Source organism: Methylobacterium sp. 37f (assembly GCF_023093475.1).
In the GTDB taxonomy this organism is placed as follows: domain Bacteria; phylum Pseudomonadota; class Alphaproteobacteria; order Rhizobiales; family Beijerinckiaceae; genus Methylobacterium.
Window position 1 is genome coordinate 1 of sequence record NZ_JAGHKN010000020.1, and the last position, 14,531, is coordinate 14,531.

The window sequence follows — 14,531 nt, forward strand, 5'->3', positions numbered from 1 at the left end:
CGGGCGACAGCGTGACCATGGACGTCACCCTGATCGTGCCGGTGGCCATGGAAGAGAAGCTGCGCTTCGCCATCCGTGAAGGCGGACGCACCGTCGGCGCCGGCGTCGTCGCCGCCATCAACGAGTAATCGTCCGCCTCAACGGTCACGTCTGCAGGGAACGATTGAGGGGCGGGTCCTCGCGCCCGCCCCCCCATCGCCCCGCCAAGGTTTCAGGTCATGAACGGTCAGAATATTCGCATCCGCCTCAAGGCGTTCGACCATCGCATCCTCGATGCATCGACCCGCGAGATCGTCTCGACGGCCAAGCGCACCGGCGCCACCATCCGTGGTCCCATACCGCTGCCGACGCATATCGAGAAGTTCACCGTCAACCGCTCGCCGCACATCGACAAGAAGTCGCGCGAGCAGTTCGAGATGCGCACCCACAAGCGCGTCCTCGATATCGTCGATCCGACGCCGCAGACCGTGGACGCGCTGATGAAGCTCGACCTCGCCGCCGGCGTGGACGTGGAGATCAAGCTCTAAGTCCCGCCGGGATTTAGAGCTTACCGTAGAATCGCGCGAGGGAGACACCTATGCGCTCAGGCGTCATCGCACAGAAGGTCGGCATGACCCGCATCTTTACGGATGCAGGCGAACATGTCCCCGTTACAGTGCTCAAAATTGATCAATGTCAGGTGGTTGCCCACCGCACCGTCGAGAAGAATGGCTACGTCGCCCTTCAGGTCGGCGTCGGCAAAGCCAAGGTGAAGAACGTGTCGGCTGCAGAACGCGGCCGGTTCGCAGTTGCCAAGGTCGAGCCCAAGCAGAAGCTTGCCGAGTTCCGCGTGTCCGAAGACAAGCTGATCCCGGTCGGCGCCGAGATCACCGCCGACCACTTCATTCCGGGCCAGTTCGTCGATGTGACGGGCACGACCACCGGTAAGGGCTTCGCCGGCGGTATGAAGCGCTGGAACTTCGGCGGCCTTCGCGCCACCCACGGCGTGTCCATCTCGCACCGTTCGATCGGTTCGACCGGTGGCCGCCAGGATCCGGGCAAGACGTTCAAGAACAAGAAGATGCCCGGTCACATGGGCGTCGATCGGGTCACCACCCAGAACCTGCGTGTCGTGCGCACGGATCCTGAGCGTGGCCTCATCCTCGTCGAGGGCGCCGTCCCCGGTGTCGCTGGCGGTTGGATTCAGATCCGCGACGCGGTGAAGCGTAAGCTCCCCGCGGACGTTCCGCAGCCTGGTAAGTTCCGTGAGCTGGGCGCTTCGGCTCCCGCGACCGAGGCACCGGCTCCCGAGGCTCCCGCTTCCGAGGAGAACGCGTGATGCAGATCGATATCACCACGCTCGACGGCGAAGGTGCCGGGTCGGTCGACCTCAACGAGACCATCTTCGGTCTCGAGCCGCGCGTCGACCTGCTCCAGCGCATGGTGCGTTGGCAGCTCGCCAAGCGTCAGGCCGGCACCCACGCGGTGAAGAACCGATCCGACGTGAACCGCACCCGCAAGAAGCTGTACAAGCAGAAGGGTACGGGTAACGCACGTCACGGCGCGGCGTCGGCTCCGCAGTTCCGCGGTGGTGGACGCGCTTTCGGACCGGTCGTTCGCAGCCACGCACACGACCTGCCGAAGAAGGTCCGTGCCCTCGCTCTCAAGCATGCCCTCTCGGCAAAGGTGAAGGATTCCACCCTCATCATTATCGACGACGTGAAGCTGGCCGAGGGTAAGACCAAGGCGCTGGTCGAGCGTTTCGAGAAGATGGGGCTGTCCAGCGCTCTGATCATCGGCGGTGCCGAGGTCGATGTGAACTTTGCCCGCGCCGCCCGGAACATTCCGCAGATCGACGTGCTTCCGGTCCAGGGCATCAACGTCTACGACATCCTGCGTCGCGAGAAGCTCGTGCTGACCCGCGCAGCGATCGATGCGCTGGAGGCGCGTTTTCAATGAGTGCCGATCCGCGCCACTACGACATCATCGTCTCCCCGGTCATCACCGAGAAGGCGACGAACCTCACCGAACAGAACAAGGTCGTGTTCCGGGTAGCCCCGAAGGCGACGAAGCCGCAGATCAAGGAAGCGGTGGAGAAGCTGTTCGACGTCAAGGTCACGGGCGTGAACACGCTCGTTACCAAGGGCAAGAAGAAAATTTTCCGCGGGCTTCGCGGACAGCGGTCGGACGTGAAGAAAGCGATCGTGACCCTCGCCGAGGGTGAGACGATCGACGTCACGACCGGCCTCTGAGACAAGTCGGGTTAAGGATTACCACCGATGGCCTTGAAGACATTCAAACCGGTCACGCCGAGCCTTCGCCAGCTCGTGCTCGTCGACCGCCGTGAGCTCTACAAGGGCAAGCCGGTCAAGAAGCTCACCGAGGGCAAGTCGTCGTCCGGCGGCCGCAACAACCTCGGCCGCATCACGGTTCGCTTTCGCGGCGGCGGTCACAAGCGCACGCTCCGCAACGTGGATTTCAAGCGTCGCGAGCAGATGGGCGTGTCCGCCACCGTCGAGCGGATCGAATACGATCCGAACCGCACGGCGTTCATCGCGCTGATCGCCTTCCCCGATGGCACGCAGAGCTACATCTTGGCTCCGCAGCGTCTGTCGCCCGGCGATAAGGTGATCGCGGCGGAACAGGTCGACATCAAGCCCGGCAATGCCGGTCCGGTCGGCAACATGCCGGTGGGCACGATCGTCCACAACGTGGAGCTGAAGATCGGCAAGGGCGGCGCAATCGCCCGTTCAGCCGGCAACTACGCCCAGATCGTGGGTCGCGATCAGGGCTACGTGACGCTTCGTCTGAATTCCGGCGAGCAGCGCCTGGTCCATGGTCAGTGCTTCGCCAGCGTCGGCGCGGTTTCGAACCCGGACCACATGAACATCTCGCTCGGCAAGGCCGGCCGCAACCGCTGGCTCGGCAAGCGCCCGCACGTTCGCGGTGTCGCCATGAACCCGGTCGACCACCCGCACGGCGGCGGCGAGGGACGCACTTCCGGCGGCCGTAACCCGGTCACGCCCTGGGGCGTTCCCACGAAGGGGAAGAAGACCCGCTCGAACAAGCGGACCGACGTCTTCATCCTGTCCAGCCGTCATAACCGTAAGAAGTAACGCCCATGGCACGCTCGCTCTGGAAGGGGCCGTTCATCGACGGCTACCTCCTCAAGAAGGCTGAAGCCGCTCGCGGTTCCAGCCGTAACGAAGTCATCAAGATCTGGAGCCGCCGCTCCACGATCCTGCCGCAGTTCGTTGGCCTCACCTTCGGTGTGCACAACGGGCAGAAGCACATCCCGGTCTACGTCTCCGAGGAAATGGTCGGCCACAAGTTCGGTGAGTTCTCGCCGACCCGAACCTTCCACGGTCACGCAGCCGACAAGAAGTCGAAGAGGCGCTGATCATGGGTAAGCCCGCCACTCCCCGCGCGCTCCCCGAGAACGAGGCTCAGGCCGTCGCGCGCATGCTACGCGTCAGCCCCCAGAAGCTCAATCTCGTCGCGCAGCTCATTCGCGGCAAGAAGGTCGATTCGGCACTGGCCGATCTCGAATTCTCCCGCAAGCGGATCGCCCGCGAGGTCAAGAAGTGCCTCGAGAGCGCGATCGCCAATGCTGAGAACAACCACAACCTGGACGTCGACGATCTCGTCGTCACCCAGGCGTTCGTTGGCAAAGCCCTCGTGCTGAAGCGGTTCCACGCCCGTGCGCGTGGCCGCGGCGCCCGTATCCTGAAGCCCTTCGCGAACCTCACCATCGTGGTGCGCGAAGTCCCGACCGCCGAAGCGGCGTGAGGAGGACCTGATGGGCCAGAAAGTCAATCCGATCGGTCTCCGGCTCGGTATCAACCGGACCTGGGATTCCCGCTGGTTCGCCCAGAAGGGTGAATATGCGAAGCTCATGCACGAGGACGTCGCGATCCGCGCCGCCCTCATGAAGCAGCTCAAGCAGGCTGCAGTTTCGAAGATTGTCATCGAGCGTCCGCACCGGAAGTGCCGTGTCACCATTCACTCGGGTCGTCCGGGCGTGGTCATCGGCAAGAAGGGTGCGGACATTGAGAAGCTGCGCAAGCTGGTCGGTACGCTGACCAAGGCCGAGGTGACGATCAATATCGTCGAGGTGCGTAAGCCCGAAATCGACGCCACGCTGGTGGCCGACTCGATCGCTCAGCAGCTCGAGCGCCGCGTCGCTTTCCGTCGTGCTATGAAGCGCGCTGTTCAGTCGGCGATGCGTCTCGGCGCCGAGGGCATCCGGATCAACTGCTCGGGCCGTCTCGGCGGCGCCGAGATCGCTCGCCAGGAATGGTATCGCGAGGGACGCGTCCCGCTGCACACGCTCCGCGCCGATGTCGACTATGGCGTCGCGACCGCCTTCACAACCTACGGGACGTGCGGGATCAAGGTTTGGGTGTTTAAGGGCGAAATCCTCGAGCACGACCCGATGGCACAGGATAAAAAGGCGCAGGAAGAGGGTGGCCGTTCGGGCGGCCGTCGCGAGCGCGATGGTGAGGGTGGCCGCGAGCGCGGCCGGCGCGAGCACGCCTGACGGCGTGTTCGTGTCCCCGTCACCCAGAAAGGTGTTGAGAGGCTGCCATGTTGCAACCCAAGAAGACCAGGTTTCGTAAGCAGTTCAAGGGTCGCATTCACGGTGCGGCCAAGGGCGGTTTCGACCTTAACTTCGGGACGTTCGGCCTGAAGGCCATCGAGCCCGAGCGCATCACCGCGCGTCAGATCGAGGCGGCTCGCCGCGCGATCACCCGCGAAATGAAGCGCCAGGGCCGTGTCTGGATCCGGATCTTCCCGGACGTTCCGGTCACTGCCAAGCCCACCGAAGTCCGCATGGGCTCCGGTAAAGGTGCTCCGGAGTTCTGGGCTGCTCGCGTGCATCCTGGACGAATCATGTTCGAAGTCGACGGCGTGGCCGAGGACGTTGCGAAGGAGGCCCTGCGCCTCGGCGCAGCGAAACTTCCCATCCGCACGCGCGTCGTCCAGCGCATCGCTGATTGAGGGAGGGGATCATGAAGTCGTCGCAAAGACAGTCGGATCTGGCCGCCTTGTCGCCCGATCAGCTGAACGATGAGTTGCTGAACCTGAAGAAGGAGCAGTTCAACCTGCGCTTCCAGGGTGCCACCGGTCAGCTCGAGAACGTCGCGCGTGTCCGCGAAGTCCGCCGCGATATCGCCCGCGTTCGCACCCTCCAGCGTCAGAAGACGCTGAAGTCCGCGCAGGCCTGAGGAGTACATCATGCCGAAGCGCGTATTGCAGGGCGTCGTTGTTAGCGACAAGGGCGAGAAGACCATCGTCGTCAAGGTGGAGCGTCGCTTCACCCACCCGGTGATGAAGAAGACAGTCCGTCGTTCGAAGAACTACCACGCTCACGATGAGACTAACATCGCCAAGGTCGGCCAGACCGTGTCGATCGAGGAGTGCCGTCCGTTCTCCAAGACCAAAACTTGGAAGCTCGTCGAGGGTGCTCCCGCCAACGAGGTGGCTCCGGCTTAGGCCTGACCGAGATGCATCGACGTCGAAGCGGGCGCAGATCCCTGCGCCCGCTTTTTCGTTTTCGCGGCCGATTCTGGATCGGCTGAGGCTGTGCCCGATGGTTCCCGGCTGTACCGCCGGTTACGGAAATACACCTTGCGTGATTTGGCCTGCCGGTGTAATGGCCATGCCTTCGCGACAGGTGAGAGGGGTGTTCGCACCCTTCGTACGCGGCGACCGCGCCGGGGTCTACGGACACCGATTGCGCGGTGCTTTATATGAGCCGGGGACATCAGATCCCCATCAGGCGTCGTCCGCCGGACAATACCGTCCGCGTGCGGAAACCCGCCTGAAACAAGGAAAGGTCACTGCCCGTGATCCAGATGCAGACGAATCTGGACGTCGCCGACAACTCTGGTGCGCGCCGCGTGATGTGCATCAAGGTTCTGGGCGGGTCGAAGCGTAAATACGCCGGTGTCGGCGACATCATCGTGGTCTCCGTCAAGGAAGCAATTCCCCGGGGCCGCGTGAAGAAGGGCGACGTCATGAAGGCGGTCGTCGTTCGCACGGCGAAGGAAGTGAAGCGTCCCGATGGGTCGGTGATTCGCTTCGATAAGAACGCTGCCGTTCTGATCAACAACCAGAAGGAGCCGATCGGCACCCGTATCTTCGGACCGGTTCCGCGCGAGCTGCGCGCCCGCAACCACATGAAGATCATCTCGCTCGCGCCGGAGGTGCTGTAATGGCCGCTAAGGTCAAGAAAGGCGACAAGGTCGTCGTCCTCACCGGTCGCGACAAGGGTCGTTCCGGCGAGGTCATCCAGGTGCTCCCCAAGGAAGATCGCGCGCTCGTTCGCGGCATCAACCTGGTCAAGAAGCACCAGAAGCAGACGCAGAACCAGGAAGGCGGCATCGTCTCCAAGGAAGCTGCGATTCACCTGTCCAACATCGCCGTCGCCGACCCCAAGGATGGTCAGCCCACGCGCGTTGGTTTCCGCATTCTCGACGACGGCCGCAAAGTCCGGTTCGCCAAGCGCTCGGGGGATCTGATCGATGGCTGAGAAGAACACTGACGGGTACACCCCGCGCCTGCGCAAGCACTACGACGAAGTGGTGCGCCAGAAGCTGATCGAAGAGTTCGGCTACAAGAACCCCATGCAGGTTCCGGTCATCGAGAAGATCGTGATCAACATGGGTGTCGGTGAGTCGACCGCGGACTCCAAGAAGGCTTCGGTTGCCGCCGGCGATCTGGCCCTCATCGCCGGCCAGAAGCCGGTCATCACCAAGGCCCGTAAGGCCATCGCGACCTTCAAGGTCCGTGAGGGGATGCCGATCGGCTGCAAGGTGACGCTGCGCAAGCAGCGCATGTACGAGTTCATGGATCGGCTGATTACGATCGCTCTCCCGCGCGTTCGCGACTTCCGCGGCCTGAACCCGCGCTCTTTCGACGGCAACGGCAACTATGCCCTCGGTCTGAAAGAGCACCTCGTGTTCCCGGAGATCTCGTACGACAAGGCCGAGGCCACCTGGGGCATGGACATCGTCATCCAGACGACGGCCCGTACCGATGCTGAGGCGCGCGCGCTCCTCACGCAGTTCCGATTCCCGTTCCGGCAGTGAGCCCCCGCTAGGGTCTCAGACGCGGACACCGGAGAGAGAAATGGCAAAGAAAAGCTCGATCGAGAAGAACAAGCACCGCGAAGCGTTGGTGAAGCTCTATGCTCCCAAGCGCAAGGCGCTGCTTGCCACGGCGAATGACGAGTCCCTCGAGATGGAGGAGCGCTTCGAAGCGCGCCTGAAGCTCGCGGAACTGCCCCGCAACTCGTCCCCCACCCGCATCCGCAACCGTTGCGGCATGACCGGCCGGCCGCGTGCCTTCTATCGCAAGATGGGCATCTCGCGCATCGCGCTGCGCGAACTCGGCAACCAGGGTCTGATCCCCGGTCTCGTCAAGTCGAGCTGGTAAGGAGCAACCACCATGGTCAACGATCCCGTGGGTGATATGCTCACCCGCATTCGCAATGGTCAGCAGCGCCGCCGCAACGTCGTCCAGACGCCTGGTTCGCGTCTGCGCGCCAGCGTGCTCGACGTCCTTAAGTCCGAGGGCTACATCCGCGACTACGCGACCACGGATTACGGCAACGGCCGTACCGAGTTCGCGATCGAGCTGAAGTACTACGACGGCCAGCCCGTCATCCGCTCGATCCAGCGCGTGTCGAAGCCCGGCCGCCGTGTCTACTCGTCGGTTGGCGAGCTGCCGCGCGTCGCCGACGGTCTCGGCGTCACCATCGTGTCCACCCCGCAGGGCGTCATGGCCGACCACGAGGCGCGCGAGCGCAACGTCGGCGGTGAAGTGCTCTGCAAGGTGTTCTGATCTCGGACTTGGAGGAATAAGGCGATGTCTCGCGTAGGCAAGAAGCCCGTTCCCGTCCCGTCCGGTGTGACGGCCACGGTGACCGGTCAGACGGTTAAGATGAAGGGCTCCAAGGGCGAGCTCCAGTACGTCGTTCCCAGCGTGGTCGACGTGAAGTTCGAGGACGGCGCCGTTTCGGTGCAGCCCCGGAACCAGACTAAGGAGGCCCGCTCGCTGTGGGGGACCTCCAGAGCTCAGGTGGCGAACCTCGTCGAGGGCGTCTCCAAGGGTTTCGAGAAGAAGCTCGAGATCACCGGCGTGGGTTACCGCGCCGCGATGGCCGGCAAGGCATTGAAGCTCTCGCTCGGTTACAGCCACGACATCGAGTACGAGATCCCCGCGGGGATCACGATCGCGGTGCCGAAGCCCACCGAAATCGTCATCACCGGCATCGACCGGCAGGTGGTCGGACAGGTGGCAGCCGAGATCCGCGACTATCGCGGCCCTGAGCCCTACAAGGGCAAGGGCGTGAAGTACGCGGGCGAGTTCATCTTCCGCAAGGAAGGCAAGAAGAAGTAAGGGCCGGCCAACATGTCACGCAAATTCGATGCACTCGACCGCCGCAAGGCGCGTGTGCGCCGCGCGCTGCGGGCGGCGGCCAATGGGCGGCCCCGGCTCTCGGTGTTCCGTTCATCCAAGCAGATCTACGTTCAGGTCATCGACGACGCGGCGGGCAAGACCCTCGCTTCGGCTTCGAGCCTCGACAAGGATCTCCGCACCGGCCTCAAGACCGGTGCCGACGTTTCCGCCGCGCAGGCGGTTGGTAAGCTCGTCGCCGAGCGGGCCAAGGCGGCTGGCGTCACCCAGGTGATTTTCGATCGCTCGGGCTACCTCTATCACGGGCGCGTTAAGGCGCTCGCCGACGCCGCCCGTGAGGGCGGCCTCGAGTTCTAAGATTGGCGGAGGAGGGCGGCTTCGGCCGCTCTCCGTTCCAGACGATTCAAGCGAGCGGGTCCGCCACCCGCGCCAGTGAGATGGATATACAGAATGGCACGTGAACGTGAAGGCGGGGGCCGCGGCCGTCGCGATGAGCGCGAGGAGCGCGACAGCGAGTTCGTGGACAAGCTCGTCCACATCAACCGTGTCGCCAAGGTGGTGAAGGGCGGCCGTCGTTTCGGCTTTGCTGCACTCGTCGTCGTCGGCGACCAGAAGGGCCGCGTCGGGTTTGGGCACGGAAAGGCGCGCGAAGTGCCGGAGGCGATCCGCAAGGCCACGGAAGCTGCCAAGCGCGGTCTTGTCCGCGTGGCACTGCGCGAGGGTCGTACGCTTCACCACGACGTCTATGGTCGTCATGGCGCCGGCAAGGTGATTCTCCGCGCTGCCCCCCAGGGTACCGGCATCATCGCAGGTGGTCCGATGCGCGCCGTGTTCGAGACGCTGGGCATGCAGGACGTGGTGGCGAAGAGCCTGGGTTCTTCGAACCCCTACAACCTGGTGCGGGCGACCTTCGAGGCGCTCAAGAATGAAGACAGCCCGCGTTCGGTCGCGGCTCGTCGCGGTCTCAAGGTGTCGGCCCTCCAGGCCCGTCGCCGTGATGCCGATCCGTCCGACATGTCCGAAGCAGCCGTGGCGTAAGGGAGGGTCCGATGGCACAGAAGACTCTCCGGGTTGAGCAGATCGGCTCGCCCATTCGCCGCGAAGGTGACCAGCGCGCGACGCTGATCGGCCTGAAGCTGAACAAGCTGCACCGGGTTTCCGAGCTGGAGGATACCCCCTCCGTGCGCGGCATGATCCGCAAGGTGCAGCACCTCGTGCGCGTCGTCAGCGACGCGGCCTGAGGGAGGGCATCATGAAACTCAACGAACTTCGCGATAACGACGGCGCTACCAAGAACCGGATGCGCGTCGGTCGGGGCATCGGCTCCGGCAAGGGCAAGACCGCGGGACGCGGCGTGAAGGGTCAGAAGGCCCGGACTGGCGTTTCCATCAAGGGCTTCGAGGGCGGCCAGATGCCGTTGCATCGTCGTCTGCCGAAGCGCGGCTTCAACAACCTGTACTCGACGGACCTGAACGAGGTGAACCTCGGCCGCGTCCAGCAGGCTGTCGATGCCGGCCGCATTGAGGCGGGCGCGACCGTCACCGTCGAGACCCTGATCGTCGCCGGTATCTGCGCTCGCGCCCGTGACGGCGTGAAGCTGCTCGGCGTCGGTGAGCTGACCACCAAGCTGACTTTCGAGGTCACTCGCGCGTCGAAGGCGGCGATCGAGGGTGTCGAGAAGGCCGGCGGGGCGGTCACCGTGACCTACGGTGACGGTGTGTCCACGCGCGGCAAGCCCGCCCGCGTGGTTGCGTAGCCCCGAGTCTGACTTTAAGTCGATGCTCTGAGCGGCGGCCCGTGCGACCTCGCGCGTGGCCGCCGTTCCGTTTTATCGGGGAGCGTGAGCGTCTCGTCTGAGACGATCCGCAGCTCCCGTATGACCCATCTCAGGAAACGGTGTCATGGCCTCAGCCGCCGAGCAGCTTGCCGCGAACCTCAACTTCGGGGCCATCGCCAAGGCCGATGAGCTTAAGAAGCGCATCTGGTTCACGCTGGGTGCGCTCATCGTCTTCCGTCTGGGCACCTACATCCCGATCCCCGGGATCGATCCGGAGCAGTTCGCGCGGAACTTCCAGCAGCAGGCGGGCGGCGTGCTCGGCCTGTTCAACATGTTTTCGGGCGGTGCGGTCGAGCGCATGGCGATCTTCGCGCTCAACATCATGCCCTACATTTCCGCCTCGATCATTATCCAGCTCCTGACCTCGGTGATCCCGAGCCTGGAATCGCTGAAGAAGGAAGGCGAGTCGGGCCGCAAGGTCATCAACCAGTACACACGCTATCTCACGGTGGTGCTGGCGCTCGTTCAATCGTGGGGTATCGCCTTCGGCTTGCAGAGCTCGAGTGCGGCGATCGACCCAGGTCCGTTCTTCATCCTGTCGACGGTGATCACGCTGACGGGAGGTACGCTCTTCCTGATGTGGATCGGTGAGCAGATCACCTCGCGTGGCATCGGCAACGGTTCGTCCCTGATCATCTTCGCCGGCATCGTCGCACACCTGCCAGTCGCCATCGTGGGCGCTCTCGAGCTCAGCCGAACCGGTGCGCTGTCCTCGGCGGTGATTCTCGGGATGGGCGTCGCGGCGATCGCGCTGGTCTACTTCATCGTGTTCATGGAGCGTGCTCAGCGCCGCCTGTTGATCAACTACCCGAAGCGGCAAGTCGGCAATCGGATGTACGAGGGTCAGACCTCGTTCCTGCCCTTGAAGCTCAACACCGCCGGCGTCATTCCGCCGATCTTCGCCTCATCGCTGCTGCTGCTTCCCGCGACCGTCGCGAGCTTCTCGGCCAACAATGGCGGCACCGGTATCCTGGCGACGATCACGACCTATATCGGGCATGGCCGGCCCCTCTACATGGTCCTCTATGCGGCGCTGATCATCTTCTTCGCATTCTTCTATACCGCGGTGGTGTTCAACCCCGAGGAAACCGCGGACAATCTGAAGAAGCAGGGAGGATTCATCCCTGGCATCCGGCCCGGTGAGCGCACGGCTGCGTTCATCGACAAGGTTCTGACGCGGATTACCCTAATCGGCGCCCTGTATCTGACCTTCGTGTGCCTGGTGCCGGAGATTCTGGCCTCCTACTCCTCGGCCAGCATTGGCTTCGGCGGGACCTCGCTTCTGATCGTCGTCTCTGTGACCATGGATACGGTGGCGCAGATCCACGGTCATCTGATGGCGCATCAGTACGAGGGCTTGGTCAAGAAGGCCAAGCTGCGTGGCGCATCGCGCCGTCGCTGACATGACGGCTGCGGTGGTTTTCCGGCTGCCGCGCCCGTTGCTAGACTACCGGCTTGCCCGGGCCGGACTGCCGAGCGATCAAGATAAAACGTACTGAGGAAACGACACCATGCGCATCATCCTGCTTGGGCCCCCCGGCGCGGGGAAGGGGACGCAGTCTGAGCGGATCGTTGCACGGTACGGCATCCCACAACTATCGACCGGCGACATGTTGCGGGCGGCGGTTTCGGCAGGAACCCCGGTCGGTCTGCAGGCGAAGAGCGTGATGGAGTCGGGTGGACTGGTCTCCGACGCGATTGTGGTCGGGATCGTCGCAGACCGGATCGAGGAGGCCGACGCCAAGCGCGGCTTCATCCTCGATGGCTTTCCGCGCACTGTGGAACAGGCCAGTGCCCTCGATGCCATGCTGTCCCAGAAGGGCATCGCCCTGGATACCGTGATCGAGTTCGCTGTCGATGAGAATGCCCTGGTCGGCCGCATCGCCCGGCGTGCCGAGGAGACTGCCGCGCGCGGCCAGCCCGTCCGTAAGGACGACACGCCGGAGGTGTTCAAGACGCGCCTCGATGCGTATCGGAAGCAGACTGCGCCGCTTTCCGATTATTACGCCGGTACAGGTCTGCTGCAGACGATCGATGGCATGAAGGCGGTCGATGCCGTAACCGAGGATCTCGTCGCGATCCTCGATCGTCAGTCGGCCACCGCCGCGTCCTGAACCGGTGCCGGTGGCGTCTTCGATTTTACCCGCTGCTCGGGTTGACACATTCTCTGGTCCGCGCTAGTGGGCCGGTCTTCGTTCAGCGGAAGTGGGTTCGGATCGCCTCATTGAGGGGCTGATGCGGGCCGATTTTTCGTTTCGGACGGCGTGCATGGGCCGGTCTCCACCGGACGCGCGTCACACTTTGGCCCGAGCCTTCGCCCGGTGCCTCATGGAGAGTTCCCTTGGCTCGTATCGCCGGCGTCAACATTCCGACCAACAAGCGCGTTGTCATCGCGCTTCAGTACATCCACGGCATCGGCCCCAAGAAAGCCGAGGAGATCACCGGCAAGGTCGGTATCCCGGCCGAGCGCCGCGTCAACCAGCTGACCGACGCCGAAGTGCTCTCGATCCGTGAGACCATCGACCGCGACTACATCGTCGAGGGCGATCTGCGTCGTGAAGTGTCGATGAACATCAAGCGCCTGATGGATCTCGGCTGTTACCGCGGCCTGCGCCATCGCCGTAACCTGCCCGTCCGCGGCCAGCGCACGCATACCAACGCGCGTACCCGCAAGGGTAAGTCGAAGCCGATCGCCGGCAAGAAGAAGTAATCATTCGAGATTGGCAGGTCGGCTTCGTCCGGCCCGCCTCTGTTGCGTCGCGGATCCCGTTGTCGGGAACCACGTGGCGGCACGGCGGGCCTGGATCGTTCATCCAGTGCTCCCTTGCCTGAGATCAGAAGACTCCCGAGCGCCTGGAATCACGGGCGCGCCTGAAGGACGAGAGAACACATGGCCAAGGAAACCACCCGCGTTCGTCGCCGCGAACGTAAGAACATCGTCTCGGGCGTCGCGCACGTGAACGCGTCGTTCAACAACACGATGGTCACCATTACCGACGCCCAGGGCAACACCATCTCGTGGTCGTCCGCCGGCGCGATGGGCTTCAAGGGCTCGCGTAAGTCGACCCCTTATGCCGCTCAGGTTGCGGCCGAAGACGCTGCCCGCAAGGCGGCCGAGCACGGTATGCGGACCCTCGAGGTTGAGGTCTCCGGTCCTGGTTCGGGTCGCGAGTCGGCTCTGCGCGCCCTGCAGGCCGCCGGCTTCACCGTGACCTCGATTCGTGACGTGACCTCGATCCCGCATAACGGCTGCCGCCCGCGCAAGCGCCGTCGCGTCTGAGCGAGAGCGAACACGAACTCTTGGGGCCTGTCACGGAGACGCGCGTGCCGAATGCTCAGAATCCGCTTCCGGGTGTGCTGCGGTGGAGCTTGGGTGATCTCACGATCACGGTGATGAATGACGGCTACCTTCAAGGGTCGCTCGATCTCGTCACCGGGATCGAACGCGAGGAGGCCGGTGTCCTGCAGGCTGCCGGCTTTCGCGCGCAGGATCCTCGCATCACGCTGAACGCGTTTCTAATCACGGGCCCCGGTCGCAAACCGGTCCTGATCGATACGGGGATGGGCAGCTTCGGCGGACCGTCTCTCGGTCGCGTCCCGGCGGCTCTCGCGGCAGCGGGTGTGGCGCCCGCCTCGATCGAGACGGTGCTGCTTACGCATCTGCATCCAGATCACGCCGGCGGGCTGCTCGCCGGCGAAGGGATGGCGGCCTACCCGAATGCGGAACTCGTGCTGCATTCCGACGAGGCGGCACATTGGCTCGACGACGGGGCTATCTCGCGGGCATCCGAGGAAGCGAAGCCCTACTTTGAGATGGCGCGGAAGGCGACGGCCCCCTACGCAGAACGCATCCGTACGATGACCGGCGGTAGCGTCTCTCCGGGAATCGAGGCTGTGCCGTTGCCGGGGCATACTCCGGGACACACAGGCTATCGCATCACATCGGGTAATGCGTCGCTTTTGATGTGGGCGGATATCGTTCATCTGCCGGCGATCCAGTTCAAGCAGCCGGAAGCCGGTATGGTCTTCGACGTCGATGAAAATCAGGCACGCGACGTGCGTCGCCGGATGCTTGATTCGGTCGCTGAGGACCGGACCTTCGTGGCAGGTGCCCATCTGGAATTTCCCGCTCTGGGCTTCGTTGCCCGGGATGGAGCCGGTTACCGTTTCGTCCCGGAACTCTGGGTCGCTGCGCAATAATTGTCGGCGCTCAGCGCGGACACATCAGTTTCAGGCCCGCCGGGCGCCGATGGCGCGGTGTCGACGGGCGACGCGCGGACCACGTGTGGGG

26 protein-coding genes and 1 pseudogene are annotated in these 14,531 nt (G+C 63.9%); all 27 read left to right on the top strand.

Translation table 11 applies throughout. The features are described from left to right. Positions 1-128 (top strand): annotated as a pseudogene (tuf, locus tag J7U37_RS14555) (elongation factor Tu); the annotation flags it as partial. Positions 129-218: 90 nt separating this feature from the next. After that, the gene (gene rpsJ, locus J7U37_RS14560) at positions 219-527 is read left to right on the top strand and encodes a 30S ribosomal protein S10 (protein WP_018044230.1); all 309 of its coding nucleotides are present in this window, start codon (positions 219-221) and stop codon (positions 525-527) included. A gap of 50 nt (positions 528-577) precedes the next feature. Then, on the top strand, positions 578-1,318 hold the full coding sequence (gene rplC, locus J7U37_RS14565) for a 50S ribosomal protein L3 (protein ID WP_056183512.1): 741 nt from the start codon (positions 578-580) through the stop codon (positions 1,316-1,318). Next, on the top strand, positions 1,318-1,938 hold the full coding sequence (rplD, locus tag J7U37_RS14570) for a 50S ribosomal protein L4 (protein ID WP_056481094.1): 621 nt from the start codon (positions 1,318-1,320) through the stop codon (positions 1,936-1,938). The genes rplC and rplD overlap by 1 nt, the downstream gene beginning before the upstream one ends. Next, a complete protein-coding gene (locus J7U37_RS14575) occupies positions 1,935-2,231 on the top strand; it encodes a 50S ribosomal protein L23 (protein WP_056091577.1) in 297 nt (98 codons plus the stop codon). The genes rplD and J7U37_RS14575 overlap by 4 nt, the downstream gene beginning before the upstream one ends. A 27-nt stretch (positions 2,232-2,258) precedes the next feature. Continuing rightward, entirely contained in the window at positions 2,259-3,095 is an 837-nt protein-coding gene (gene rplB, locus J7U37_RS14580) for a 50S ribosomal protein L2 (protein ID WP_055949274.1), read from the top strand. A gap of 5 nt (positions 3,096-3,100) precedes the next feature. Beyond that, positions 3,101-3,379, top strand: a complete 279-nt coding sequence (rpsS, locus tag J7U37_RS14585) for a 30S ribosomal protein S19 (RefSeq protein WP_055949278.1) — start codon at positions 3,101-3,103, stop codon at positions 3,377-3,379. Between the two features lie 2 nt (positions 3,380-3,381). Beyond that, positions 3,382-3,768 (top strand): 50S ribosomal protein L22, encoded by a 387-nt coding sequence (rplV, locus tag J7U37_RS14590; protein WP_056183517.1) that lies wholly within the window; start codon positions 3,382-3,384, stop codon positions 3,766-3,768. Between the two features lie 10 nt (positions 3,769-3,778). After that, positions 3,779-4,519: a 30S ribosomal protein S3 gene (gene rpsC, locus J7U37_RS14595; RefSeq protein ID WP_056481096.1), complete on the top strand. Its 741-nt coding sequence runs from the start codon at positions 3,779-3,781 to the stop codon at positions 4,517-4,519. A gap of 47 nt (positions 4,520-4,566) precedes the next feature. After that, the gene (gene rplP, locus J7U37_RS14600) at positions 4,567-4,980 is read left to right on the top strand and encodes a 50S ribosomal protein L16 (RefSeq protein WP_056091591.1); all 414 of its coding nucleotides are present in this window, start codon (positions 4,567-4,569) and stop codon (positions 4,978-4,980) included. 11 nt (positions 4,981-4,991) lie between these two features. Then, a complete protein-coding gene (gene rpmC, locus J7U37_RS14605) occupies positions 4,992-5,207 on the top strand; it encodes a 50S ribosomal protein L29 (RefSeq protein WP_018044221.1) in 216 nt (71 codons plus the stop codon). A gap of 10 nt (positions 5,208-5,217) precedes the next feature. Continuing rightward, on the top strand, positions 5,218-5,475 hold the full coding sequence (gene rpsQ / locus J7U37_RS14610) for a 30S ribosomal protein S17 (RefSeq protein WP_056183521.1): 258 nt from the start codon (positions 5,218-5,220) through the stop codon (positions 5,473-5,475). Positions 5,476-5,828: 353 nt separating this feature from the next. Further along, a complete protein-coding gene (rplN, locus tag J7U37_RS14615) occupies positions 5,829-6,197 on the top strand; it encodes a 50S ribosomal protein L14 (RefSeq protein ID WP_055949294.1) in 369 nt (122 codons plus the stop codon). After that, entirely contained in the window at positions 6,197-6,514 is a 318-nt protein-coding gene (gene rplX, locus J7U37_RS14620) for a 50S ribosomal protein L24 (protein WP_056183523.1), read from the top strand. Before rplN ends, rplX begins: the two co-directional genes overlap by 1 nt. Further along, positions 6,507-7,073: a 50S ribosomal protein L5 gene (rplE, locus tag J7U37_RS14625; RefSeq protein WP_056183525.1), complete on the top strand. Its 567-nt coding sequence runs from the start codon at positions 6,507-6,509 to the stop codon at positions 7,071-7,073. The genes rplX and rplE overlap by 8 nt, the downstream gene beginning before the upstream one ends. A gap of 40 nt (positions 7,074-7,113) precedes the next feature. Continuing rightward, a complete protein-coding gene (gene rpsN, locus J7U37_RS14630; protein WP_056183527.1) occupies positions 7,114-7,419 on the top strand; it encodes a 30S ribosomal protein S14 in 306 nt (101 codons plus the stop codon). A 12-nt stretch (positions 7,420-7,431) separates the two neighbouring features. Continuing rightward, on the top strand, positions 7,432-7,827 hold the full coding sequence (gene rpsH, locus J7U37_RS14635; RefSeq protein WP_055881679.1) for a 30S ribosomal protein S8: 396 nt from the start codon (positions 7,432-7,434) through the stop codon (positions 7,825-7,827). 24 nt (positions 7,828-7,851) lie between these two features. Continuing rightward, positions 7,852-8,385: a 50S ribosomal protein L6 gene (rplF, locus tag J7U37_RS14640; RefSeq protein WP_056183530.1), complete on the top strand. Its 534-nt coding sequence runs from the start codon at positions 7,852-7,854 to the stop codon at positions 8,383-8,385. A gap of 12 nt (positions 8,386-8,397) precedes the next feature. Then, complete coding sequence (gene rplR / locus J7U37_RS14645) at positions 8,398-8,760, top strand: 50S ribosomal protein L18 (protein ID WP_056183532.1); 363 nt, start codon at positions 8,398-8,400, stop codon at positions 8,758-8,760. 93 nt (positions 8,761-8,853) lie between these two features. Beyond that, positions 8,854-9,441 carry a 30S ribosomal protein S5 gene (rpsE, locus tag J7U37_RS14650; protein ID WP_055949312.1) on the top strand — a complete coding sequence of 196 codons (588 nt, stop codon included), beginning with the start codon at positions 8,854-8,856 and terminating at the stop codon, positions 9,439-9,441. Positions 9,442-9,452: 11 nt separating this feature from the next. After that, positions 9,453-9,644: a 50S ribosomal protein L30 gene (rpmD, locus tag J7U37_RS14655; RefSeq protein WP_056183534.1), complete on the top strand. Its 192-nt coding sequence runs from the start codon at positions 9,453-9,455 to the stop codon at positions 9,642-9,644. 11 nt (positions 9,645-9,655) lie between these two features. Continuing rightward, positions 9,656-10,159, top strand: a complete 504-nt coding sequence (rplO, locus tag J7U37_RS14660; RefSeq protein ID WP_247636193.1) for a 50S ribosomal protein L15 — start codon at positions 9,656-9,658, stop codon at positions 10,157-10,159. 145 nt (positions 10,160-10,304) lie between these two features. Continuing rightward, positions 10,305-11,642, top strand: coding sequence for a preprotein translocase subunit SecY (gene secY, locus J7U37_RS14665; protein WP_056183538.1), 1,338 nt, complete (start codon positions 10,305-10,307; stop codon positions 11,640-11,642). A gap of 109 nt (positions 11,643-11,751) precedes the next feature. Further along, complete coding sequence (locus J7U37_RS14670) at positions 11,752-12,354, top strand: adenylate kinase (protein WP_247636194.1); 603 nt, start codon at positions 11,752-11,754, stop codon at positions 12,352-12,354. 227 nt (positions 12,355-12,581) lie between these two features. Further along, the gene (rpsM, locus tag J7U37_RS14675) at positions 12,582-12,950 is read left to right on the top strand and encodes a 30S ribosomal protein S13 (RefSeq protein WP_019904471.1); all 369 of its coding nucleotides are present in this window, start codon (positions 12,582-12,584) and stop codon (positions 12,948-12,950) included. 180 nt (positions 12,951-13,130) lie between these two features. After that, positions 13,131-13,520: a 30S ribosomal protein S11 gene (gene rpsK, locus J7U37_RS14680; RefSeq protein ID WP_055949325.1), complete on the top strand. Its 390-nt coding sequence runs from the start codon at positions 13,131-13,133 to the stop codon at positions 13,518-13,520. A 44-nt stretch (positions 13,521-13,564) separates the two neighbouring features. Then, entirely contained in the window at positions 13,565-14,440 is an 876-nt protein-coding gene (locus J7U37_RS14685; RefSeq protein WP_247636195.1) for an MBL fold metallo-hydrolase, read from the top strand. The last annotated feature ends 91 nt before the right edge of the window (positions 14,441-14,531 follow it).